This window comes from Pseudomonas sp. TMB3-21 (assembly GCF_054898145.1).
The window spans coordinates 4,618,360-4,642,087 of the sequence record NZ_CM142718.1; the positions used below are offsets into that span (position 1 = coordinate 4,618,360).

Sequence of the window (23,728 nt, forward strand, 5' to 3'; positions counted from 1 at the left end):
CTCAATGCCCCACAGGGTAGGCAATGGGTGCGGATCGGGCCAGCCCGCCACGGCACTTGAGCACCCGCAACTGCGCGGGCCTGGCATCGATGGCAATGCGCAGTGCGGCAGGTGAAGGATTCAGCGCCTCTTGCATCGAGCGATAGGCAAACGCCAGGGTCGAACCGGTTTCCGCCGCCACCTGCAGGCGGCGCAAAGCACGGTCGTCAGCCTTTTGCGGCCAGCACAGCACCGCGCCGCAACTGCCCGAACGCAGGCATTGCTCCGCCGCCCACAGGGCATCGCGCTCGCTGGCCTGGATGATCGACAACTGGCGCAGATCGACGCCGGCATTAACCCACGCCATGGGGTATGGCACATAAGGCGGGGCTACCAGCACGATGCGCTCACCGGCCGCCGACAGTCGCGCCAACGCCGGCCACACCAGTTGCAACTCACCAACGCCCTGCCCGACCAGGAGGATTTCGGTTAGCGCCGCTTCCGGCCAACCGCCCGTGGGCAATGCCGCGTCCAGCGCGGTATGGCCGGTCGGTTGTGGGCTGGCGGCCGGTGGCGCAGGTCGCCCCTTCCAGACCTGACCGCCATTGAACAGTGTATCCAGCGCGACGACGGCGCCCATCACCCTTGCCTCACAAGGCCACAGAACACGCCTTCAATCGCCAGATCCTGATCGGCGCGCACAAGAATCGGCTGATAAGCCGGATTGCGCGGCAGCAGTTGAACTTTGTCGCCAATGCGTTGGAAGCGTTTGATCGTCACTTCGCCATCGAGCCGTGCCACGACGATCTGGCCATTGAGCGCCTCCGGATTACGGTGCACACCGACCAGATCGCCATCGAGGATGCCGTCTTCGATCATCGAGTCGCCCTGAACCCTCAGCAAGTAATCCGGCACACGGGAGAACATTGCGGGATCGAACAGCAAACGGCTGTGCACCTCGGCATCGGCGCCGATCGGCGCACCGGCGGCCACCCGGCCGAGAATCGCAATGTCGAGCAACCCTGCCCGCGCCGGTTGGCCGCGCAAGCGTATGCCCCGCGCCTGATGCGGATTGACCTCGATAAAACCGGCTTCCGTTAACGCCAGCACATGCTTGCGCGCCACGCTGCGAGAGGCAAAACCAAACGCCTCGCTGATTTCAGCGAGGCTCGGGGACTGACCGTGTTCCGCGATTCGATCACGGATGAAGGTCAGGATGGCGGTACGGCGAGGAGTAAGATTAGTCATGGAGTACATTTGTACTCTTTTGCTTTTTTTCCGGCAAGAGCCGTTAGTCAGGCTCTATAGGTGCAATGGAATGTTTACCCTTAGGAGCTGACGAGTTGATTCGGTTGATCGACGCAGCCTCGCGGTGCTCGGCAGCTGCTACAGGGATTTTGTTACGACCAGAGTTCGGGCAATTAGCCGATACGCAATGCCCGCAAATCCAGGTAACCGTCCTTCAACGGCGGGCACCAGTAATAGCCACCTGTCACCGGACGGCTCATGCGATACAAGCCGTCAGTGATGCCATCCTCGAGTCCACTCATGCGGCGCAATTGTGCTTCGAACGCATCGAGGGAAAACCCGAACGCCAGGAACATCAGACCGGCGCGATCACCTTCGATCCACGGCATCGAACGGCGCACCACAAACGCTTGCGGGGCGAAGCTTTCCTGAGCAGTGCGTTTGACGTGGGCAGAAACCGGCGCGTCATCCAGCTCTTCGTTATCGCTCAAACGGCGGCCCATGATGTGGTCCCGCTCATGGGCGGACATCGCGTTGAAGCCTTTGAAGTCGTGCTGCCACTGCTGGATCGCGGCGAAACTGCCGCCGACCAGACCTTCAGCGCCTTCACCCAACAAGGCCGCTGCGACCGCGGCGTCGTCATGAGGATTTTCAGTACCGTCCTCGTAGCCTGTCAGGTCATGGCCGGTCTGGTGGCGGAAGGTTTCGTTCATTTGCACCCGGCGAAACGCCGGATCGAGCGCGGCTTCGAGGGCATTGCTGCGGTTGAGCAACTCACCACGGTCGACACCATGCAGCCAGCACCACAACGCCTGCTGGGTCGAGGGATTGTCGACGCCGACGCCGGCCATCGCCGGGAAAACCCGCAAGCCGTCGATCTGCACGTGCAGTGCCTTGACCAGCGACTCACCAAACCCCACCACCGCCGACTTGCCGTCCACCAGCGTCATCAGCTTGTCGAGCGCGGCCGGCAGAGCCTCGATGGATTGCAGGGCGAAGAACATATGACGGGCATGAGGCGGAACGGGGGTGGCGAGAATGCCCGGCTGGTAGTGACTCATATGAACTCCTTTGGAAAGAGCGCGGAGTTTACCCGCAGCACTGGCCGTTGTGTGTGCTCAGGTCAAAAGATCGCGGGATCGACGGATCGGCACTTAAAAAGTCCGAGCAATAAGGCGTATAACCTTTGAAGTGAATCTGAACGGCTAGCCGCCAATGCATGGCTTACCTCACATGGAGTAGCGAAATGACCACAGCAATCCTTGGCAACCTGTTTCCACACTCCAGCGACATTCCGGAAAAATACCGCCTCGACGGCCCCACCGAACAGCGTGAATACCTGGTCGATGGCGAGCTGAAAACCTGGGCCGGTGCCCTCGCCCAAGTCCGCAGCCCGGTCTACCTGAGCGGCGAAACCGGCGACGAACAAGTGATTCTCGGCAGCACACCGCTGCTCGACGCCGACACCGCATTGACTGCCCTCGACGCCGCCGTCCGCGCCTATGATCGCGGTCAGGGCCTGTGGCCGACCATGCGCGTGGCCGAGCGCATCCAGCACGTCGAAACCTTCCTGCGGCGAATGCGCGAACAACGTGAAGCGGTGGTGAAGTTGCTGATGTGGGAAATCGGCAAGAACCTCAAGGACTCGGAGAAGGAGTTCGACCGCACCTGCGACTACATCGTCGACACCATCAACGCGCTGAAGGAACTCGATCGCCGCTCCAGCCGCTTTGAGCTGGAACAGGACACGCTCGGCCAGATCCGTCGCGTGCCGCTTGGCGTCGCGCTTTGCATGGGACCTTACAACTACCCGTTGAATGAAACATTCACCACGCTAATTCCAGCGTTGATCATGGGCAACACGGTGGTGTTCAAACCGGCCAAACTAGGTGTGTTGCTGATTCGTCCATTGCTGGAGGCGTTTCGCGACAGCTTCCCGGCCGGGGTGATCAACGTGATCTACGGCAGTGGCCGCGAAACTGTCAGCGCCTTGATGGCCAGCGGCAAGATCGACATCTTTGCATTCATCGGCACCAACAAAGCCGCCAGCGACCTGAAAAAACTCCACCCGAAACCGCACCGTTTACGCGCCGCCCTGGGTCTGGACGCGAAGAACCCAGGCATCATCCTGCCCGAGGTCGACCTGGACAATGCGGTGAGCGAAGCGGTCACCGGGTCGCTGTCGTTCAACGGCCAGCGCTGCACTGCGTTGAAAATCCTTTTCGTGCATGAAGACGTGGTCGAGGCGTTCATCGAAAAATTCAATGCCAAACTGGCAACACTGAAACCCGGCATGCCGTGGGACAGTGGCGTGGCGCTGACGCCGTTGCCGGAGTCGGGCAAGGTTGATTACCTGCACGCACTGGTGGCGGATGCAGTAAGCAAAGGCGCTGCCGTGGTCAACCCCAACGGCGGTGAAGCCCGCGCGTCATTCTTCTACCCGGCGGTGTTGTACCCGGTGACGCCGCAGATGCGTGTTTATCAGGAAGAGCAATTTGGTCCGGTGGTGCCGATCGTGCCGTACCGGCATCTGGACACGGTGATTGATTACGTCCTTGAGTCGGACTTCGGCCAGCAGCTCAGCATCTTCGGCACCAACCCAGTGGCGGTCGGCCGACTGGTTGACACGTTCGCCAACCAGGTCGGGCGCATCAACCTTAACGCCCAGTGCCAGCGCGGCCCGGACACCTACCCGTTCAACGGCCGCAAGAACTCGGCTGAAGGGACGTTGTCGGTGCATGATGCGCTGCGGGTATTTTCGATTCGCACGCTGGTCGCGACCAAATTTCAGGAAACCAACAAAGACCTCATCAGCGAGATCATCAGCGGCCGCAGTTCGAGTTTCCTGACCACCGATTACATCTTCTGAGGACAGCACGCCTGAGCACGTTCAACAGCCACCGACTGCCACCGCTCCTGCGCCGATTACTGCGTCCGTTACTGGACCCTTATCGGCGCTATCGGCACGCCAAACTGATTCACGCGGTGCGTGTGTCGCTTGGCTTGCTCGCTTCGATACTGCTGACCACCGGCATCAACCTGCCCCACGGCGAGTGGGCGTCGGTGACGATGCTGGTGGTGATCGGCGGCTTGCAGCACCACGGCAACATCGGCAAAAAAGCCGTCGAGCGAGCGACGGGCACATTGCTCGGCGCCGGCATCGGTCTGCTGTTGATGGCCCAGGAGTCATGGCTGGGCATGCCGTGGGTGACGTATTTAGCCATGTCGGTGGTGTGCGGGGCTTTCTCCTATCACGCCATCGGCAAGGGCGGCTACACCACGCTGCTGGCGGCAATTACCGTGTTCATTGTTGCCGGGCATGGCGACAATCCGGTCAGCGATGGATTGTGGCGCGGGGTCGATATTTTGATTGGCTGCGCACTGGCCCTGGCATTTTCCTTCGCCCTGCCGTTGTACGCGGTGTATTCATGGCGCTACAACCTGGCGGATGCCTTGCGCGATTGCGCGACGATTTACGGGCGCATCCTCAACGGCGAGTCGGTGAACGATGACGAGCACGTGAAAGTCATGAATCGTCTTAACATGGCGATGATACAGCTGCGTTCGCTGATGCCGTCGGTGTCCAAAGAGGTAAAGATTTCCATGACCGAACTGGATGCAATTCAGCGGCACTTGCGGATGTGTGTCAGCACCCTGGAAATCCTCGGCAACACCCGCCCGGATGTCCGCGATATCGACGCTATGGCGCAACTGCAGGCAGCGCTGAACGCAGAGCATCGACTGGTCCGCGTGCAACTGATTGGCATGGCGCGGGCGTTGAAAACCGGTGCTTCGCAGCGACTCAATCGACCACTGGAAGCGTCAACCGAAGCCAGTCTGGAGGCGCCGGTGTTCAGCCCTCTCGACGGCTACCGCTTATTGGTCCAGCAGCTGGCGAGCAACATCAGTCTGCTGCGCCAGCGCCTGGCCAAAACCGCGCCGCGCTGGAATATCTGAGCCCTCATGACTGCGTGACGGGGCGCCGAAATTTAAAAGTCCAGCCTTGTTGCATGCCGGCCGCTGCCAACAGAATCGCGGCAACCCCAACCCATTGCAGAAACTCCAGTCGATGACCGAAGGCGAACCAGTCGACGAAAATCGCTGCAATCGGATAGATAAAGGACAGGGCCCCGGTCAGTGCCGTCGGTAATTTTTGAATCGCGCCATACAGCAAAACGTACATCACGCCGGTGTGCACAATGCCCAGCGTCACCAGACTGGCCCAAGCGCTCGGCGCTTGTGGCAGCGCCGAAAAGTGCGCGAATGGCGCGAGCAGGAGCACGCCGGTGCTGACCTGGATCAGCGCAATCAAATGCGGTGGCGTGCCAGTCAGACGTTTGATGATCAACGCCGCAATGGCGTAAAGAAACGCAGCCCCCAGCGCGAGCGCAATGCCCACCAGATAATCGCTGCCGCTTTCGCCCTGTTGGCCATGGGCGCTGACAATGGCGAGCATGCCCAAAAAAGAAACGCCGAGCCAGAACAGCTTTTGCAGGGTGATTTTTTCGTTGATAAACAGCGCGGCCAATCCGACCAGCATGAACGGCTGAACGTTATAAACCGCTGTGCCAATAGCAATCGAGGCGCGTGAATAAGAGGCAAACAACAGCACCCAGTTGCCGACGATCGCCACGCCGCTGATGACCGCCAGCAAGAAGGTGGTGCGGGTCAGAATGCCGGGGCGCAGGAAGCCGAACGCCGCGCAAATCAGCAGCAGAGTGACGGCGCCGAACACGCAACGCCAGAACACCACGTCCAGCACCGGTTGCCCGGAAACCAGCACAAACCAGCCAATGGTCCCGGAGATCAGCATGGCGGCGGTCATCTCGAATGATCCGCGCCGAATCGAATTGTCCATCATCTGACTCCTCTGTTTGAGTGCAAATTATGTCAATCCGCCTCCAGGCATCTCCAGTGTATAAATCAGGCTAAACTTCAGATCTGCCTTTCTTATGAAGGCATATGCCAACAATTACCTTATCGGGGATTTGCAATGACCGACGACATTGATCAAGTGCTCATCGCTGCACTGATGGAAGATTCGCGGCGTTCACTCAAGGCCCTCGCGCACATCAGCGGTTTATCTTCGCCAAGTGTCGCCGAGCGCTTGCGACGGCTTGAGGAACGCGGCGTGCTCAAGGGATACACGGTGGAGATTGATCCGAAGTGCTTCGGCTACCAGTTGCAGGCCATTGTGCGCATTCGTCCGCTGCCGGGGCAGTTGCAGGAGGTCGAGCGGCAGATCCAGGCGATTCCCGAATTCACCGAATGCGACAAGGTCACCGGCGACGATTGTTTCATTGCCCGCTTGCACGTGCGGTCGATGGAACAGCTGGACACCCTCCTCGACCGTCTCAACAGCCATGCCGAAACCAACACCGCCATCGTCAAGAAAACTCCGGTCAAGCGACGGTTGCCGCCGATGGCACAGTGATATGCGGTAACCGCACGACCGACTACTGCAGGAGCAGCCAAGCGAAGCGAGGCCGCGATCTTTAGATCTGTCACCCACAGAAAACGAAGACAATAAAAAACCCGCCGAAGCGGGTTTTTTACTTAAAGCCTGCGATCAATCATCGCGGCTCATGATGCCGAACAGCTGCAACAAGCTGACGAACAGGTTGTAGATCGATACATACAGGCTGACGGTTGCCATGATGTAGTTGCGCTCGCCGCCGTGAATGATGGCGCTGGTCTGATAAAGAATGCAGACCGAGGAGAACAGCACGAAACCTGCGCTGATCGCCAGTTGCAGACCGCTGATCTGGAAGAAGAAGCTCGCAACCACCGCACCCAGCAACACGAAGAAACCGGCAGTGATGAAACCACCGAGGAAGCTCATGTCCTTGCGGGAGATCAGCACGTAGGCCGACAAACCACCGAATACCAATGCGGTCATGGCGAAGGCTGAACTGACGACTTCAGCGCCGCCCTGCATACCCAGGTAACGGTTGAGGATCGGGCCGAGCAGGAAACCCATGAAACCGGTCAAGGCAAACGCCGACACCAGGCCCCACGCGGAATCGCGGAGTTTGTTGGTAAGGAAGAAAAGGCCGTAGAAACCGATCAGCACCACGAAAATATTCGGGTAGCCAACGCGCATCTGCTGGGCGACATACGCCATCACGCCGCTGAATGCGAGGGTCAGGGCCAGTAAGCCATAAGTGTTGCGCAGGACGCGGCTAACCTCTAGCTGCCCAGCCTGCACGCTGTTATTAACTGCGTAATCCTGTTCGCGCATGGCGACACTCCTGTTGGTTTGAAACGTTCAGTCGCAAAGATCATAACAGACGCTCTGTAACAAGCTACGTAGAGAGTTTGACAGTGTGTTTCATTCAGGTATTATGGCGCCCGCAACGCAAACGGAGGTGTGGCCGAGTGGTTTAAGGCAACGGTCTTGAAAACCGTCGACTGTAACAGGTCCATGAGTTCGAATCCCATCGCCTCCGCCATATTCGCATCGAAAAGGCCCCATTTATGGGGCCTTTTCGCTTTCAAGCCTTTCTGTTTCCCACCTGTTTTATTTGCGTACCTCGACAAAATCAATCCGCGCAGCGCAAGCGTTTTAGTAGCACCCAGGGCCGCCACGTCGATCTTGTCTTGGGGCACATCAAGTTCTTGATCAGGTCTGCGGCGCCATGAACGCTGTCGCTGCTGTCGAGATAGCGGAAAATATCTACCCTCCACCGCCTGTAAGTGCAGGCCTTCCTGAACTCAAGGGCTCGCATCAATGGATGCTCACGTTTCCTGAGTCAACGACCCGTCAGCAGGACGACCATCAAGTACTGGCATGGGGTCTACTTGAACGCCCGCTGCGGCGCTGACCCACGCCGAGTAGGCAGCGCTCTGTCGTGCGAACGCTTTATCCCAATGAACTCCTGACAGCTCGCCTGCAACGACCAGCATCATCAGCTGGGTTGTTGCAGCGTCAAGCTCCACAAGAAGAACGTGTGATTGGAATCTGAAGTCGTCTTTAACAATCATGGTAAGGCTCGATTAACTTGCGCTGTGGTATGGACCGATTTTGCTGACTTAATGCTCCATACCTGAAGTTTGGCACAAAACCTATACAACGAGAGAATACTTGTACAAGTAAAATGTACAAAACAGCTTCATGGATCACTGGCTGGTATCTGCGACACCACGTCATCTGGAACAAACCGATGTCAATGAGCGAAGTCTGCCGACTACTTTGAGTCATGCAACTTGCAGCTCCAGGTCCGCCAGACGGCCATCTGCCAACCGCAGGAGATATTTTCTCCATTCGGCAAACGCCCTTTGCTGCCTATCGAAAGCATCCTGCCATTGCCGACCATCTACTTGGTCGACGGGGATAGACATCATTAGCTCAGTCGCTAAATCGAGCTCGTCGATCAGCTCACGCCCATTAGGCATATCGAGGATTAGGGATCGCATATAAACCTACTGTTTTGGGCTAATACACCGACTTTGCCAATTATCGAAAGTGCCCAAAGACGCCGACGAATGGCGTTTTATTTCAATCACCTCAGCTGGAAGAGAAGAAATTCAGCAGGAGTCTCCACCCCTGTCCTGGGAAAGCAGTCAGTTCTTTGTTCAAGAGTTGCCGTTGATTAGACGTCAGGAAATTTTCCCTATCCCATCCCACGGCGAACTCCAGCCCGTTGGATTCGCAAGATCCAGGATTTCGCACACTTGGCTTCACCATCTAACGCAACCCGTCTCCGTCCTCATTGGTACCTGGGCCTGCCAAGGTGTCAAAAAGTCATGCTACAACTGGCCTCCCGATACATTGATGGGCTCTTTTATGGACTCCGTGAAAGAACATCGCCGCCGCCATCTTTATACGAAAAAGCCCTGATTATTCAGGGCTTTTTCGTTTCTGCCGTTTGGCAAATTTTTCCTGGTAAACGCCGCACGCATGTCGAAATCGCCACGGCTCGCCATTGCATCCAGGATCAGCGGTTCAGCCAAATGGCTGCAGCTGCTCAGGTGATTTTGACATTCATCGTGATGCGCGCTGTAAACACCTTTACCTCACCCTCATCAAAAATATCGACCTGAACCACCTTGTCACCCGCCGTTTCCCAATCGATTGCGCTGCCATCCGCGATCGCATGAATGGACGTCTTGGCTTTGGCCAGGTATTCGACGGTCATGCCTTTCGGGATCCAGCGCGCGCCGCTCGGTACGGACACCTCAGTCATCATGCCGCCCGCAAGTTCTGCGGCGTTGCACAGCGCAATGGCGTGGACCGAAGCCAGGTGGTTGGTGATTTCCTTGCGAAACGGCACTTTCACTTCGCTGCGACCGGGGGTCAAAACTGAAATCTCCGGATTGATGGTGCTGAAGTACGGCGCCATCTGGCAGGCCATACTGCTGAACGCGGACGAACCAACGCTTTGGTACATGCTGAGAGTCTGGCTCATGGAATTCCTCTGGCTTGGATGAGTCGATATCGTCAAACAGAATATTGTTCTGTTACGGAACATTATTCCGTTAAAGCATGTCAGTCAATCGCTCGTGCCCCACCATCGTTTGAATTACCATTGTCCTTTTTGCCTGGACTGAAGAATGGAACCTGATGACCTCCTTGAGCGCTGCTATCCGGGGCGCCGTGCCGAGTCCAAGCGGCACATCCTCAAATGCGCGCTCGCACTCTTCAACCAACAGGGCATTGAAGCGACCACCATTGACCACATCCGGGTCGCCAGCGAGATGAGCGTGGGGGCCATCTATCATCATTTCCAGAACAAGGAAGGTTTAGTAGCTGCGCTGTATATGACAGCTCTTGATGACCAGGCACGACTTCGCGATAACTACCTGGCAGAGGTCACGACGACCAGGGAATGGGTTCAAGCATTGGTTTATAGCTACGTGGATTGGGTAGTTGGCCAGCCGGACTGGGCGCGCTTTCAGTACCAGGCGCGCTTTGCCGTCGCGCAAAGCAGTTTTAATGATCAGCTGAAGGAAGCCAATCTGCGCCGAAACGCTCAACTGAAAGACTGGTTCAATGACCCTGCCCACCGTCGGGAACTATTGGAATTACCCTTCGAATTAATGCCATCACTCATCATCGGTTGCGCAGAGAGTTATTGCCGAGCCTGGCTCTCCCAAAGAGTCAAAGGGAGTCCTGAACTTCACAGGCAGCAGCTCGCGCAAGCGGCCTGGCGCGCAGTGGGCGGTCAGGCCTGAACTTATCCCTCGCCATCAGGACTGACTACAGATGACTGATCTGATACGCGGCCTCCAAGGCCCCCGAACTGCCCGGCAAGAACTGTTTTACGACCTCGAGGATGCCGCCTCGATTATCGGCTGGGCAGTGGTTCAACTGTCCGACATGGCTGGCAGCGAAGCCAACAGCACAAAGGCGCAGGCGTTGAAGAAAATCTGCGAGCTGATGAGCCTTGAGCAAATCAAGCTCAGCGGTTACGCCGACGAGGTGAAAGCGGGTACGATTACGCGAGCCGAAGCGAGTTAGCGCCAAAATCGCCAAGCAATGCTCGATTTCTGTCTTCAAATGACAAGGCCCTGAATATTCAGGGCCTTGTCATATCAGCACGTTGATGATGTGCATTGCTTGAACGAGTGGCCACTGGCACCGGCACCCTCCTCCGATTCTACAGCCAGGGTACGTTCGATCTGCTCGGCCTCAGCGGCGCTCAGCCACGGCGCCTTGCTCGGACGGTCGGGCAATTTTTTCCAGACGACCATGGCGAAGAACCGCACATTGAGCTGCCCGGCCGGGCAGGTTCATCCGCTCATCAGCCTGCGCACCCGCGAAACCAGCGTATCGATTGCAAACGGCTTGGTCAGCACATGCATCCCCGGCTCAAGATGACCTTGGGCAATGGCAGCAGCCTCGGCATAGCCTGTGATAAACAAGGTCTTCAGGCCGGGACGAACCTCTCGGCCTGCGTCTGCCATCTGCCGCCCGTTCATGCCGCCCGGCAAACCCACGTCAGAGATAAGCAAATCGATACGTACCCCTGATCGTAGAACCTTGAGCCCTTGGGCACTGTCCGCCGCTTCAATGACGCGATAGCCCAACTCGTCCAGGACTTCGACCAGCAGCGTGCGCACGGTGTGCTCATCATCCACTACCAGGATCGTCTCGCCGACTGCTGCAAAATCAGGTGCAATATCGCTTTCGGCCTGCTCCTGAACGCTCGCGTCACCAAAGTACCGGGGCAGGTAAATCCACATCGTGGTCCCGCGTCCGACCTCGGAAGAAATGCGCGCCTGACCGCCTGACTGTTTGGCGAATCCGTAGATCATTGAAAGACCGAGCCCTGTGCCCTGCCCGATAGGTTTGGTAGTGAAGAAAGGATCGAACGCTTTTGCGACGATTTCCGGCGTCATGCCTGCTCCGGTGTCACTGACGCACAGCGTCAGGTACTGGCCGGCCGGCAAATCCAGCGCCGGTGCCTCCTGCGCACCTACCCACTGGTTGGCGGTGGTGATGGTGATCTGCCCACCATTGAGCATGGCATCGCGGGAATTGATGCACAGATTGAGCAATGCGTTTTCCAGTTGGCTGGGGTCCACCAATGCAGGCCAGAGATCGTCGGCGCCGACTGTCTTCAATGAAATGCTGGGGCCGACCGTGCGCTGGATCAGCTCACTCATGCCCTCGATCAGTGTGTTGACGTTGGTCGGTCGCGGATCGAGGGTCTGCCGTCGGGAGAACGCGAGCAATCGATGCGTCAACGCCGCAGCTCGCCTTGTCGCCCCTTGAGCCGTCAGCAAATACCGATCGACATCCGACAAGCGCCCTTGAGCGATTCGTGTCGCCATCAGTTCCAGAGCACCGGAAATGCCGGCCAGAAGATTATTGAAGTCATGGGCCAGGCCACCTGTCAGTTGGCCTACCGCTTCCATCTTCTGCGACTGACGCAACTTCTCTTCGGCCTGCATCAACTCGGCCGTACGCTCGGCGACGCGCTGCTCGAGGTGGTCGTTCAGCGAGCGCAATGCGGCGGTGGCACGGTCACGCTGCGCCTCGACCGAGCGACGCTCTTCTACGTCGATCACTACGCCTGGAAAACTGACCGGCGTGCCGTCTTCAGCGTGATCGACGCGGCCGTTGGCTTCGATCCAGTAATACTTGCCGTCTGCGCGGCGCACCCGGTACTGGTGGGCGTACGCGCCGCCACGTGCAATCACTTCATCAATCGCCGCTTTCAGCCCGGACCGATCTTCAGGATGAACGGTGGCGATCACCTGTTCGAGACTCAAACCTTCGTGCCCCAACGCCGTATCGAGGCCAAAGGCGCGCGCGAAAGCTTCGTCGACGGTGAAACTGTCTTTAGTCAGATCCCAGTGCCACGTGCCGAAGATTGCACCCGCCGCGAGTGCGAGCTGGACCCGCTCGACGTTCGCCCGAGCAATCATTTCACTCTGGCGCAGACGTTCTTCGGCAGCACGGCGTCCGGTCACGTCACTGAATAAAATCGCCAGTTGCCGATCGGCGCGATCGCCCACAGGCACCGCGCGCACGTCAAACCAGCGACCGAATGCTTTTGCGTAACTCTCGAAGTTGGCCGGCACGCCGGTTTTTGCCACCCGGCCATAGGTTTCAAACCAGAAACGCTCCAGATCGGGCGCGAATTCAGTGACCCATCGACCGCGCAGGTCGACACCTGCCTGACGCTCGAACGCCGGGTTGGCTTCCAGAAAGCGGTAGTCCACGGGTTCGTCGTTGGCATCGAACTTGACCTGAACGATGGCAAACGCCGCCTCGATCGTCTCCAGAATCGTACGGAAACGCTCCTCGCTCTGGCGCAGTGCGGCTTCTGTGCTGCGCACCCGGGTCAGGTCAAGCATCGCGCCAATCATGCGCAGGGCGCGGCCATCCTCGTCGCGAATAATGTGCCCTCGATCAAGTATCTGGGCGTACGAGCCGTCTATTCGTCTGAAGCGGTATTCCCCGTTCCACGCTGTGCCGTTGCCATCGATCACCGCGTGGATTGAAGCGTAGATACGCTGCTGGTCGTCAGGATGAATCTGCGCAATCCACCATTCACCGGTCATCTCTACATTGGCTAAAGGATGACCATAAGCCTGCTCAAGCGCGTCATTCCACTGGACACGATTGGAGGTCAAATCCCAATCCCAGATCGCATCATTGGTGGCTTTGACGGCCAAGCGGTAGCGAGCCTGAGCTTCTTCGATCGCCCGGCCCGCGAGGTGCTCATTGGTGCGATCGCGCAAAATCTTGACGAAACCGAGGTGAACATCGTGATCACCCCACAGCGGCATCATTTCCCCCGAGGCCCAGAAGCGTTGCCCGTCCTGGCGCAAATGCCAGCGTTCATCGGAGGCACGACCATCGCGTAGCGCAATGGCCATTTCCAGCTCGATCCGCCCGGCCGCGCGGTCCTCCGGGGTGAAAAAGCGCGCTGCGCTGCGGCCACGCATTTGCGCTGCGGTCCAGCCCGTGACCTGAGTCGCGCCGGAGTTCCAGTCGGTGATTTTGCCGTCCGGGTCGGTCAGGATCATTGCAAAATCAATGGCACTGTCGAAGATTGCCCGTTGACGCGCCTCACTGCTGGCGAGGGCCGAGCGACTGGCCTCCAGCTCCGCCTGCATTTGCGCTGAAACAAGTCGTTCGGTCGTCACGGCGCCAGACTGTCGCTGGTTTGCGTCGTCGTCCGTGTCCGCGGATGGCGGTGCAGACCCGGCGTCGTTGCGCGGGGAATCATCCCGGCCGGAGGGCGGCGTTTGCGCCTCGAGTCTGGCAGCCTCAAGCGCCAGACGAAGGCTCGCCACCTCGGCTTCGAGTTGCTCTCGGGATAAATGTTTCAGGATGTCCCCCAACTGATGCACCGTCTCTTTTTCATGCGGATATCAAGGTTGATTTAATGCGTCGCAGGTTCGGTCATGGCGACCCCGCTACGCCCTACTTGTTTCACGCCATACATTGCCTGATCCGCCGCTTTGAGCAACGTGTCGAGAGTTTGCCCGTGTTCCGGGCACAACGAGACGCCGATACTGCACGAAATGGATAGCTCACCAGCGCTTGTGACAACGGTCTGCGCAATGGATTCAAATACCCTCGCAGCCAACAGTTGGGCGCTCTCGTGGGGGGTCAGGCTGGACAGCAGAATGACGAATTCATCTCCCCCGTACCGGGCAACCGTGTCACATGAGCGAGTGGCTTGCAGCATGCGGCTGGCCACCGCCCGCAGCACTTGATCACCGGCTTCATGGCCATACCGGTCATTGATGTCCTTGAAGTGATCCATGTCGATCAACAAGACGGCGAACTGCACTCCGTTTTCCTGCCAATTTGACCAGGCTTGATCAAAGCGATCGGCGAACAGGTAGCGATTGGGTAATTGGGTGAGCACGTCATGGGTGGCAAGGTAGGCAGAACGTTGATGCTCGAGGTCGGCTCGCTCGATGGCCTTGAAGTGCCTGACTAACACCACCGGCATGCAGATCAGTACTCCGCCGAGCAAGGTCAGGATGATCAGCATTTCGTCAGTCAGTACGTCTGTGAACCGTAGCTGACGTTCGAACACCAGTGTCATGGGCTGGGAATTGTTGCGAATTTCGACCCGGTCGGCCAAGCGCGGCAAGAAGAAACGATCGAGCACACCGGCCTGTAGCGGTGGCGTGGAAAAAACCGGACTTTGCGTACCGGACGCCGTTTTAAGAATGGCATCGATGCGCACCAGCGGATCAATGTTTGCATCGTTCACGGCCTCGAGCAGCGCTCCGGTTTTAACCAGAAGCAACGACATCATCGTGCTGCCGAAGAAATTCGGCCGCGCCTGCTCTCGCGCCTGCGATGGCCGTGTGACTGACTGCATCAGGATGTAAGCGTTATCGCCCTCGAACATCGAAAAAACCGGCGAGACAACCGGTTTTTGATGATGGCGGGTCAACGCGAGGGCGTACGACAAGTGGCCGACGGTTTCCAGCCGGACGCCGTAGATCGAACTGGATTCCGGCAGCGACGGGTACATGAACAACACCGGCCATGTTTCCTTCAGATAGACCTGAGGGTGACCCGGCTGTCCGGCCAGACTCGGGAAATCCTTGAGTTGGAAATCTGCTCGCCAGGTGCGTTGCAGCAACGCTTCGAACGCCGCTTGCTCGGCGACGGGAACTGCCCTCGCCGCTTCCAGCATGTAAATGTGCGGGTAGGCGGATAACACAGCGGCGGCATAGCGGGCGGCGGCTTCCGTATCGCTTTGATCGACGGCTTGCAGGAAAGCGGAAAACCCCGCCAGCACCGCTTCGTTGGTGTCGAGCTGGTTGCGCACGATGCCGGAAATATTCTGCACGTATTCCGAAAACCGCGTCTCCCTGCGCTGGGTTTCGGACTTCAGCAACAGCAATGCGCAGAACCCGACCAGGCCGACAGCGAGGACAATGAAGCCAATCAGGGAATTGCGCCGCTTGGTCAACATTGCGACGTGCCCGTGCCAGGAACGAACAGGATGCCCGGGCCAGCCACTTCCGGATGCAGATTCCACATAGCGTCTCGTCCCTGTCTCACGCGGCTGGTGTGCCCGGCTTCTGGATATTTGCGGCCGATTCTAAGGCAATGCGCCACTGTTAAGAATAGGGATGATTAATTGAGTAGCGCGCGGTGCGTCGAGTTTCAGGCGAATGGATTCGCCGGCGCCATCGCTGGCAAGCCAGCTCCTGCAAGCATCTCGGTCAGAATCCGCGGGAACTATCGCGCGCATGCGGCGATCATTCCCTAGGCGCAACCTGCGCGCCACTGATGGACCCGATCAGCGCTGAGGTTCAGCCCAGGGTCGCAGAACCATTAGGAGTCGACATGACCGTTACCGTCCAACCGACCTACCGAAGTACGCCTGGCCCGCTTCACGCCATCCTCCTCGCCGGCACGGTTCCGCTGTTTCTCGGCGGTTTGCTTAGCGACATCGCTTATTACAAGAGCTACCAGATTCAGTGGAGCAATTTTGCCTCGTGGCTGATTGCCGGCGGTTTGCTGTTCTGTGGTTTGGCGCTGTTGTTTGCGCTGGCGAATCTGTTTCGCGCGGAGCGCAAGTCCGGGCGACCGGTCATGTATTTTCTGCTGCTGTTGCTGACCTGGGTGTTGGGGCTGGTGAACGCCTTCGAACACGCCAAGGACGCCTGGGCGGCCATGCCTTCGGGCCTGGTGCTGTCCGTGATCGTCACTCTTCTGGCCTTCGTCGCGGCATGGACAGGGCTGACCAATCTGCGTTCGGGAGATGAGCGATGAGATATCCAGGCGCATTGACTGCCTTGAGTATGGCGCTGTTGCTGAGCGCATGCGGTGCCGACGGTGACAAGACCCAGGCACGCGGGCCGGACCCGAAAATGCCAGAAGTGCAGCACACGTTATTGCCGAGCATGAAGATTGCTGAACCGGCGGCCTGGGGTGAGCAAAAACCCACGGTGCCCGAGGGCTACAGCATTACGGCCATCGCCACCGACCTGAAAATTCCGCGCCAGACGCTGGTGCTGCCCAACGGCGATATTCTTGTGGCGGAGGGTCGTGGCGGCAGCGCCGCGAAACTCAAGCCCAAGGATGTCATCGCCAGCTACATCAAAGCCAAGGGCAACACTCAGGTCAAGGGCGGCAATCGCCTGACCCTGCTTCGCGATGCTGACGGCGACGGCACGTACGAGACCAAAACCGTGTTTGCGGAAAATCTCAACGCACCGTATGGCCTGGCTTTCGCCAATGACAAAGTGTACGTGGCCAACCAGGATGCGCTGGTGCGCTTTGACTATGTCGACGGCCAGACTCAGGCCGGCGGACCGCCCGTCAAAGTCACTGACCTGCCAGCCGAAATCAATCACCACTGGACCAAGGCGCTGGCCGTCAGCCCTGACGGACGCTTCCTGTATGTCGGCATCGGTTCGAACAGCAACGTGACCGAGCGCGGCATGGAGGTCGAGATCGACCGGGCGATGGTCTGGCAGATCGATGCCGAAACCGGTGCGCACAAACCGTACGCAACCGGCTTGCGCAACCCGACTGCATTGACCATCCAGCCTGATTCCGGGCAACTGTGGGCGGTGGTCAACGAGCGCGATGAATTGGGGCCTGATCTGGTACCGGACTACCTGACCTCCGTGCGCGAAGGCAGCTTCTATGGCTGGCCTTACAGCTATTGGGGCCAGAACGTCGACTCACGTGCGCAACCGCAGAATCCGGAGAAGGTCGCGGCCGCGATCAAACCGGATTACAGCCTCGGCTCGCACGTGGCTGCGCTCGGCGTCGACTTCTCGATACCGGAAATGGGTGAGAAATTCGCCGATGGCGTTTTCGTCGGTGAGCACGGCAGCTGGAACCGTCCTGACCCGGTCGGCTACAAGGTCATTTTCGTGCCGTTCAGCAATGGTAAGCCGGCGGGCGAGCCCGTCGACTTTGCCACCGGCTTCCGTGGCACGGACGGCAAGACCCGCGGCCGGCCTGTGGGTGTCACGGTCGACCCGCGTGGTGCTTTGATCATCGCTGATGACCTGGCCAACACCGTGTGGCGGGTCACTCGCAACCGGTAACTGCACCTTCACAACTGCACCACGATAACGACAAAGCCCTGTTCATTCGGGGCTTTGTCGTTTCTGGCCATCAGACGGGCCATTAATTTGAATCCCTGTGCCATCACAGGGTCATTAAAAGGGAGAGCAGGAAGACGACACAGCAGTGGAGGAATTTATGAGCCTTGCAATGACAATCTTCAGCATGATCGCCGCCTGGCTGGCGATTGCTATTTCGATGCTGTGGGGCATGCTGAGAATCGCCCGTCGCCATCAAGCGGATATCCAGGCCCCCGCTCAACCAGACGTCGCCTGCCGATACTGGCGCGGCGTGAACCCGGTCAAATCTTTGAACTGACGTGTGAATGCGCTGTGATCGGTATAGCCGCATTGCAATGCAATCTCGGTAATGGGCAATGCGGTGATCAGCAGTCGATGCGCATGTTCGAGGCGAATCTTCTGGATCATTTGCCGTGGCGTCAGGTGGAATACACGCTTGCAATACCGCTCCAGTTGCGCGACCGAGATATCGGCGATGCGAGTCAGTTCGGCCAATGCGATGCGCCGGTGGAAATGAGCGCGGATATGTTGATCGACAGCGGCCAGCCGTTGATAAGCCGGGTGGGTGTCAGCAACTGATTGCAAGTCAACCGAAACACCCGTCAGGCCGATGATTACACCTTCCCGATTCAACAGTGGCTGCTTGTGCGTCAGGCACCAGCCGGGTTCGCGGCTGCCGTAAAGGTGCAGTTCGAGTTGATCCTCCAACACCAAACCCTGCTCCAGCACGCGGCGATCCTGTTCGGTATAGCCCGGCCCCAACTGTGCCGGAAACACCTCGGCGCTGGTTTTCCCCAGCAGCGGTTTCAAGTCCTTCAGGCCGCAGCGCTGGACCAGCGTGCGATTGGCCATGACATAACGGGCCTGGCTGTCCTTGATGAAAATGGTGGCGTTGGGGATAACGTCCAGCATTGGCAAAAGCGGTGCGATGCTGGAGAGCAGGTCTTCGAGGGTTTGCGCGCGAGATGAGTCGGGGTCTTGGCAAAGGTGAGCGAATGCGTTGGGTGTCATTGGTTTTGCTGCCTCTGCTCAAGATTGTCGGCGATTGACAGTGCGTAATCGCGAGCAAGCTTTGCTCCCACCAAGCTTTACTTCTGCAAGTGTTAGCAGATTGCCGCACGGTCGCGCCGGTGTCGAGCGCTGCCCTGTGGCGAGGGGGCTCGCCCCCGTTGAATTGCGAAACGCCCTCCAGCGCTCCAACTATGCCGATTTCGTCATCCTACCCGACATAAAACATCAATCGCCGCGCCGTCCGCAAGTTCAGTGTTAACGCCGAGCCGTCACTGAATGGACCCTCCCATGAAAAAACTCCACGTCATCGATTCCCACACCGGCGGCGAACCCACGCGCCTGGTGATGTCAGGTTTCCCCAACCTGCCCGGCACCTCCATGGCTGAAAAGCGCGACGCCCTGCGTGATGAGCATGATCAATGGCGCCGAGCCTGTCTGCTCGAACCGCGAGGCAACGATGTATTGGTCGGCGCGCTGTATTGCCCAGCCGTTTCGGCCGCAGCGACCTGCGGGGTGATCTTCTTCAACAACGCCGGTTACCTCGGTATGTGCGGGCACGGCACCATCGGCCTCGTCGCATCGTTGCATTATCTTGGGCACATCAGCCCGGGGGTGCACACCATCGACACACCCGTCGGTGCGGTCAGTGCCACCCTGCACGAAGACGGCGCGGTCACGCTGCGCAACGTGCCGGCTTACCGTTATCGCAAACTGGTGCCGGTGGAAGTGCCAGGTTACGGCCGCATCTACGGCGATATCGCCTGGGGCGGCAACTGGTTTTTCCTGGTGGCCGAGCATGGCCATGCGCTGCACATGGACAACGTCGACGCCCTCAGCGCTTTCACCTGGTCAATACTCAAAGCGCTGGAAGCTCAAGGAATTCACGGCGAAGACGGCGCGTTGATCGACCACGTGGAATTGTTCGCCGACGATGCCGAGGCGGACAGCCGCAACTTCGTCATGTGCCCCGGCAAAGCCTATGACCGCTCCCCTTGCGGCACCGGCACCAGCGCCAAACTGGCGTGTCTGGCGGCCGACGGCAAACTCGCCGAGGGCGAGATCTGGGTTCAGGCGAGCATCACCGGCAGCCAGTTCGAAGGCCGCTTCGAATGGGAAGGCAAACGTGTCCGCCCATTCATTAGCGGACGCGCTTACATGACGGCCGACAGCACCTTGCTGATCGACGACCAGGACCCTTTCGCCTGGGGCATCTGAATGGCCCCCTCCCCTTATCCAGACTTGAAAAATTCCCAGGAGCTAGATTGATGAGCGCAAACATTTTCACTGGCTGCATTCCGGCGTTGATGACCCCCTGCACCGCCGAGCGAAAACCTGACTTCGATGCGTTGGTGGCCAAAGGTCGTGAACTGGTGGATATCGGCATGAGCGCCGTGGTGTATTGCGGCTCCATGGGCGACTGGCCGCTGCTTACGCAAGCCCAGCGCCAGGAAGGCGTTGCGCGTCTGGTGGACGCCGGTGTGCCGACGATCGTTGGCACCGGCGCCGTCAACAGTCGCGAAGCGGTTTCTCACGCGGCGCATGCGGCAGCGGTAGGCGCGCATGGCTTGATGGTGATTCCGCGCGTGCTGTCGCGGGGTGCCTCCGCCACCGCGCAAAAAGCTCACTTTGCGGCCATCCTCGAGGCGGCGCCAGAGTTGCCGGCCGTCATCTACAACAGCCCTTATTATGGTTTTGCGACCCGCGCCGAGCTGTTTTTCGAACTGCGTCGCGAGCATCCGAACCTGATTGGCTTCAAGGAGTTTGGCGGTGCCGCCGACCTGCGCTACGCCGCCGAAAACATCACCGGCAAAGATGACAGCGTGACGTTGATGGTCGGCGTCGACACGCAAGTGGTGCACGGTTTTGTCAACTGCAACGCCACCGGCGCCATCACCGGCATCGGCAATGCCCTGCCGCGTGAAGTGCTGCAACTGGTAGCCCTGAGCAGGCAGGCCGCCAACGGCGACGCCAAGGCACGCCGCCTGGCACGCGAACTGGAATCGGCGCTGGCCGTGCTGTCCTCGTTCGATGAAGGTTGCGACCTGGTGCTGTTTTACAAGCACCTGATGGTGCTCAACGGCGATCAAGGTTACGCCCTGCATTTCAATGAGACCGACGAACTCAGCGATTCCCAGCGCCGCTATGCCGAGCAACAATACGCGTTGTTCCGGCAATGGTATGAGAGCTGGTCAGCCGATCTCGCCTGAAAAACGCCACCGCAAGGATCCCCGGAACATGCGCGACCCAAACACGGCTAACCCGCCGCACGATATCGCCATCGTCGGCGCCGGCATCATCGGTGTTGCCTGCGCCTTGCGCCTGGCGCGTCAAGGCTTGCGGGTCGTGGTCATCGACCGACAGGCGCCCGGCCACGGTGCTTCGTTTGGCAACGCCGGGCATTTGGCGACCGAGCAGGTGTTCCCGATTGCCGACCTGTCCATTCTCAAACGGCTGCCGTCGATGCTGATGGACCCGATGGGGCCGCTGCGCCTGGACTGGAAATACCTGCCGCGCGCCCTGCCCTGGTTCACGCGTCTGTTGCTCAACCTGCGCTCGGCGCCGTTCCAGCAAACAGTCGCCGGTTTGCGCGCGCTGAATGAAGGCAGCCTGGGTGCGTGGCAGCGGTTGCTGACGACCATTGAGCGTCCCGACCTGCTGAAGGAGGACGGCTCGTTGCTAGTGTTCGAACGCGCCGACGCGCGACCGGCGATCGAAGCGCTGCAAAAGCGCTTGCATCAGCAACAGGTGCCGGTGGATTTCTGGTCTGCCGGTGCAGTGCACAACGTCGCGCCACACCTCAGCCATCAGATTCAGGGCGGGCTGTTCTTCCCGCGCACCGGGCATTTTCTCGATCCCTATCGCGTGGTTTGCGAGCTGGTGAACGCCGCACAAACCAGTGGCGTGGAGTTTGTGCAACAGCATGTTCAGGGCGGTCACTTGCACGAGGATGGCGTTGCACTCGTCACCGACCAAGGCACGTTGCAAGCTCGGCAGGTACTGATCGCCTGCGGGGCTCATTCAGCCGAATTGACCGCCGCATTGACCGGCAAAAAGATCCCGCTGGATACCGAACGCGGTTATCACCTGATGCTGCCCCATGAACACAATCGGCTGCCCTTCGCCGTCACCTCACTGGAACGCCGATTCATCATGACGCCGATGGCCGCCGGGCTGAGGCTGGCAGGCACCGTCGAATTCGCTGGCCTGCACAGCCCGGCCAACATGCAGCGCGCCTGGCAGTTGCATCACCTGAGCAAAGGTCTGTTTCGTCGGGATCTGAACGCTGAGGAGGCGACTCCGTGGATGGGCTTTCGTCCGTCGCTGCCGGATTCCCTGCCGATCATCGACCGGGTGTGTGAGGGCAAGGTGCTGTTGGCGTTCGGGCACCAGCATTTGGGCTTGACCCAGGCGGCGGTGACTGCCGAACTGGTTTGTGGACTGGTGTCAGCGGGTTCTGCGAAGCCCGGTTTGCCCGCGCTGCACCCCTACCGACTCGATCGCTTTTGAAGCAGCGTGGGGCTGCGCAATAAACTCAAGAAACCAGCAGCGCCTCGCTTTTTACGATTGCCGGAATCGCCACTTGCATCCGTTGCCGGTCCAGCCAGCCTCGGGTTTTCACGACGTCGAAGATTTGTCCTTGGTCGATCAGCGCGAGAATCAGTTCATCGGACACCCGATAGCGTCCGCAGTCAGGACAGTCCCTTTCCTCCCAGGGCCCATGACATTGAATGCGCTCTGCGGCGTTGACACAAATAAGACAATTCATCGCGATCACCATTGTTGTAAGTATTTCTGGATCGTCGTGCGAAAAGAAGCCGCTGACTGGTCGACCGAATTGATCGGATGAAGTTCGCGGCGATGGCGCTTTCAGGACATAGAGGTCGTACCTGTTACTTGATCCTTGCTTTTACTCCGCCGAATGAACACCAGCCGTATCAACCAGAGCATGAGGACAACGCAGCGTTCTTTCACCCTGAATGCGGCGGCGCGACAGGCGTGAGCCTTGCTTTGATTTTTTCGAACGCCTTGCGGGTTTATGGGTCTTCTGTAGTAATACTTTTTCTGGAATCAGACGTATGTCCGCTCATCAAGGCCTGGTTGTTCTCGCACGCGGCGGTTATGCCGCGCGAGGCGTTATTTACCTGATCATCGGGATCTTCGCGTTACTGGCGGCTCAAGACTCGACTAAACCCAAGGATAGTCACAAAAGCCTGGAAGCATTGTTTAGCCAGCCATTCGGTTACGTGCTGGTCGGGCTGGTAGTGGCGGGCCTGCTGGCGTTCGCCGCTTGGCGTGTGCTGCAAGCGACCCGCGACGTCGATCATCACGGCAAGGAATTCAAAGGCCTTGTCATTCGTACCGGATTGCTGGCCGGCGGTTTGGTTAATGGCGCACTGGCGTTTTTTGCCCTGGGTCTACTCGTCAGTGGGCGCAAGAGCTCGGGCGATTCCGGAGGTGGTCAGACCAAGGACCTGCTGGCCAGCCTGCTGTCCTGGGAATATTCGAACGTATTGGTTTACCTCATCGCACTGGTGCCACTGGGCGTCGGCATTGCTCACATCATCAAAGGCTGGAAGGCGACGTTCGAGAAGTACTTCGAAGCGGATGAAGACGTGATGCGTTATGTGCGTCCGGTCTCTAGATTCGGCCTGATTGCCCGAGGCGTAGTCTTCATCGAAATTGCCGTGTTACTGCTGGTCAGCGGCTCGGCCTATAAAGCCATGGACCCGCCGGGCATGAAAGACGCGCTCGATGCCCTGCAGAACCTGCCGGCAGGTGCAGTCATATTGATGATTATCGCATTGGGCCTGATCGCTTTTTCCGTCTACAGTTTTGCCCAAGCGGCGTGGCGCAAGATCAATATGGATGTGCCCGGAGTATCGCGATCCTGAAGCTGAATGCAAAAGCCTCCAGGCTAGTCAAGGCGCTGACCTGGAAGTAAACGGATGGAACCCAT

23 protein-coding genes, 1 tRNA gene and 1 pseudogene are annotated in these 23,728 nt (G+C 58.7%); 12 read left to right on the plus strand and 13 right to left on the minus strand.

The window, feature by feature from the left end; all coding sequences use genetic code 11:
- Position 1 precedes the first annotated feature (1 nt).
- The 3 genes from imuA to ACYZTS_RS20940 all read right to left on the minus strand — a co-directional run bounded on the left by imuA (position 2) and on the right by ACYZTS_RS20940 (position 2,288).
- Complete coding sequence (imuA, locus tag ACYZTS_RS20930) at positions 2–619, minus strand: translesion DNA synthesis-associated protein ImuA (RefSeq protein ID WP_028621343.1); 618 nt, start codon at positions 617–619, stop codon at positions 2–4.
- Positions 619–1,236, minus strand: a complete 618-nt coding sequence (gene lexA, locus ACYZTS_RS20935) for a transcriptional repressor LexA (protein WP_028621342.1) — start codon at positions 1,234–1,236, stop codon at positions 619–621. Before lexA ends, imuA begins: the two co-directional genes overlap by 1 nt.
- A 164-nt stretch (positions 1,237–1,400) precedes the next feature.
- On the minus strand, positions 1,401–2,288 hold the full coding sequence (locus ACYZTS_RS20940; protein ID WP_461991784.1) for a Dyp-type peroxidase: 888 nt from the start codon (positions 2,286–2,288) through the stop codon (positions 1,401–1,403).
- A gap of 185 nt (positions 2,289–2,473) precedes the next feature.
- Here ACYZTS_RS20940 and ACYZTS_RS20945 point away from each other — a divergent pair, with 185 nt between their 5' ends.
- Positions 2,474–4,096, plus strand: a complete 1,623-nt coding sequence (locus ACYZTS_RS20945; RefSeq protein ID WP_461991786.1) for an NADP-dependent glyceraldehyde-3-phosphate dehydrogenase — start codon at positions 2,474–2,476, stop codon at positions 4,094–4,096.
- Positions 4,097–4,143: 47 nt separating this feature from the next.
- Positions 4,144–5,184: an FUSC family protein gene (locus ACYZTS_RS20950; RefSeq protein ID WP_461996503.1), complete on the plus strand. Its 1,041-nt coding sequence runs from the start codon at positions 4,144–4,146 to the stop codon at positions 5,182–5,184.
- 4 nt (positions 5,185–5,188) lie between these two features.
- Here the strand turns inward: ACYZTS_RS20950 and ACYZTS_RS20955 are convergent, their stop codons facing one another.
- Complete coding sequence (locus ACYZTS_RS20955; protein ID WP_461991788.1) at positions 5,189–6,085, minus strand: DMT family transporter; 897 nt, start codon at positions 6,083–6,085, stop codon at positions 5,189–5,191.
- Between the two features lie 135 nt (positions 6,086–6,220).
- Here ACYZTS_RS20955 and ACYZTS_RS20960 point away from each other — a divergent pair, with 135 nt between their 5' ends.
- Positions 6,221–6,661, plus strand: coding sequence for an Lrp/AsnC family transcriptional regulator (locus ACYZTS_RS20960; protein WP_028621337.1), 441 nt, complete (start codon positions 6,221–6,223; stop codon positions 6,659–6,661).
- Between the two features lie 135 nt (positions 6,662–6,796).
- On the opposite strand, the gene ACYZTS_RS20965 is transcribed toward ACYZTS_RS20960, so the two are convergent.
- On the minus strand, positions 6,797–7,468 hold the full coding sequence (locus ACYZTS_RS20965) for a Bax inhibitor-1/YccA family protein (protein ID WP_028621336.1): 672 nt from the start codon (positions 7,466–7,468) through the stop codon (positions 6,797–6,799).
- A 123-nt stretch (positions 7,469–7,591) separates the two neighbouring features.
- Here ACYZTS_RS20965 and ACYZTS_RS20970 point away from each other — a divergent pair.
- Positions 7,592–7,679, plus strand: a tRNA-Ser gene (locus tag ACYZTS_RS20970).
- Positions 7,680–7,965: 286 nt separating this feature from the next.
- Here ACYZTS_RS20970 and ACYZTS_RS20975 read toward each other — a convergent pair.
- The 3 genes from ACYZTS_RS20975 to ACYZTS_RS20985 all read right to left on the minus strand — a co-directional run bounded on the left by ACYZTS_RS20975 (position 7,966) and on the right by ACYZTS_RS20985 (position 9,635).
- Entirely contained in the window at positions 7,966–8,211 is a 246-nt protein-coding gene (locus tag ACYZTS_RS20975; RefSeq protein ID WP_461991790.1) for a hypothetical protein, read from the minus strand.
- A 213-nt stretch (positions 8,212–8,424) separates the two neighbouring features.
- Positions 8,425–8,643 (minus strand): hypothetical protein, encoded by a 219-nt coding sequence (locus ACYZTS_RS20980; protein ID WP_461991792.1) that lies wholly within the window; start codon positions 8,641–8,643, stop codon positions 8,425–8,427.
- Between the two features lie 551 nt (positions 8,644–9,194).
- Positions 9,195–9,635, minus strand: a complete 441-nt coding sequence (locus ACYZTS_RS20985; protein ID WP_461991794.1) for a hotdog fold domain-containing protein — start codon at positions 9,633–9,635, stop codon at positions 9,195–9,197.
- A 145-nt stretch (positions 9,636–9,780) separates the two neighbouring features.
- Here ACYZTS_RS20985 and ACYZTS_RS20990 point away from each other — a divergent pair, with 145 nt between their 5' ends.
- On the plus strand, positions 9,781–10,401 hold the full coding sequence (locus ACYZTS_RS20990) for a TetR/AcrR family transcriptional regulator (protein ID WP_461991796.1): 621 nt from the start codon (positions 9,781–9,783) through the stop codon (positions 10,399–10,401).
- Between the two features lie 31 nt (positions 10,402–10,432).
- Complete coding sequence (locus tag ACYZTS_RS20995) at positions 10,433–10,687, plus strand: hypothetical protein (protein WP_461991798.1); 255 nt, start codon at positions 10,433–10,435, stop codon at positions 10,685–10,687.
- 98 nt (positions 10,688–10,785) lie between these two features.
- On the opposite strand, the pseudogene ACYZTS_RS21000 reads toward ACYZTS_RS20995, so the two are convergent.
- The 3 genes and pseudogenes from ACYZTS_RS21000 to ACYZTS_RS21010 form a co-directional block, all read right to left on the minus strand.
- Positions 10,786–10,926, minus strand: a pseudogene (locus ACYZTS_RS21000) (MFS transporter); the annotation flags it as partial.
- A gap of 33 nt (positions 10,927–10,959) precedes the next feature.
- The gene (locus ACYZTS_RS21005; RefSeq protein ID WP_461996505.1) at positions 10,960–13,797 is read right to left on the minus strand and encodes a PAS domain-containing hybrid sensor histidine kinase/response regulator; all 2,838 of its coding nucleotides are present in this window, start codon (positions 13,795–13,797) and stop codon (positions 10,960–10,962) included.
- Between the two features lie 269 nt (positions 13,798–14,066).
- Positions 14,067–15,626, minus strand: a complete 1,560-nt coding sequence (locus ACYZTS_RS21010) for a diguanylate cyclase domain-containing protein (protein WP_461991799.1) — start codon at positions 15,624–15,626, stop codon at positions 14,067–14,069.
- Between the two features lie 377 nt (positions 15,627–16,003).
- Between ACYZTS_RS21010 and ACYZTS_RS21015 the strand changes: the two genes are divergently transcribed.
- Both ACYZTS_RS21015 and ACYZTS_RS21020 read left to right on the plus strand, forming a co-directional pair.
- Positions 16,004–16,432 (plus strand): DUF2231 domain-containing protein, encoded by a 429-nt coding sequence (locus ACYZTS_RS21015; RefSeq protein WP_028621328.1) that lies wholly within the window; start codon positions 16,004–16,006, stop codon positions 16,430–16,432.
- Positions 16,429–17,721 (plus strand): PQQ-dependent sugar dehydrogenase, encoded by a 1,293-nt coding sequence (locus ACYZTS_RS21020; RefSeq protein WP_028621327.1) that lies wholly within the window; start codon positions 16,429–16,431, stop codon positions 17,719–17,721. Before ACYZTS_RS21015 ends, ACYZTS_RS21020 begins: the two co-directional genes overlap by 4 nt.
- Positions 17,722–17,997: 276 nt before the next feature.
- Here the strand turns inward: ACYZTS_RS21020 and ACYZTS_RS21025 are convergent, their stop codons facing one another.
- Positions 17,998–18,771: a PAS domain-containing protein gene (locus tag ACYZTS_RS21025; RefSeq protein ID WP_461991802.1), complete on the minus strand. Its 774-nt coding sequence runs from the start codon at positions 18,769–18,771 to the stop codon at positions 17,998–18,000.
- A 288-nt stretch (positions 18,772–19,059) separates the two neighbouring features.
- On the opposite strand from ACYZTS_RS21025, the gene ACYZTS_RS21030 reads away from it, so the two are divergent.
- From ACYZTS_RS21030 to ACYZTS_RS21040, 3 genes are read left to right on the plus strand one after another with little or no spacing between them, the layout of a single operon-like run.
- Positions 19,060–19,986: a 4-hydroxyproline epimerase gene (locus ACYZTS_RS21030; protein WP_461991804.1), complete on the plus strand. Its 927-nt coding sequence runs from the start codon at positions 19,060–19,062 to the stop codon at positions 19,984–19,986.
- 50 nt (positions 19,987–20,036) lie between these two features.
- The gene (locus tag ACYZTS_RS21035) at positions 20,037–20,978 is read left to right on the plus strand and encodes a dihydrodipicolinate synthase family protein (protein WP_461991806.1); all 942 of its coding nucleotides are present in this window, start codon (positions 20,037–20,039) and stop codon (positions 20,976–20,978) included.
- Between the two features lie 28 nt (positions 20,979–21,006).
- A complete protein-coding gene (locus tag ACYZTS_RS21040; RefSeq protein WP_461991808.1) occupies positions 21,007–22,278 on the plus strand; it encodes an NAD(P)/FAD-dependent oxidoreductase in 1,272 nt (423 codons plus the stop codon).
- A gap of 25 nt (positions 22,279–22,303) precedes the next feature.
- Here the strand turns inward: ACYZTS_RS21040 and ACYZTS_RS21045 are convergent, their stop codons facing one another.
- Positions 22,304–22,444 (minus strand): hypothetical protein, encoded by a 141-nt coding sequence (locus ACYZTS_RS21045; protein ID WP_461991810.1) that lies wholly within the window; start codon positions 22,442–22,444, stop codon positions 22,304–22,306.
- Positions 22,445–22,847: 403 nt separating this feature from the next.
- Between ACYZTS_RS21045 and ACYZTS_RS21050 the strand changes: the two genes are divergently transcribed.
- The gene (locus ACYZTS_RS21050) at positions 22,848–23,663 is read left to right on the plus strand and encodes a DUF1206 domain-containing protein (RefSeq protein ID WP_028621321.1); all 816 of its coding nucleotides are present in this window, start codon (positions 22,848–22,850) and stop codon (positions 23,661–23,663) included.
- The last annotated feature ends 65 nt before the right edge of the window (positions 23,664–23,728 follow it).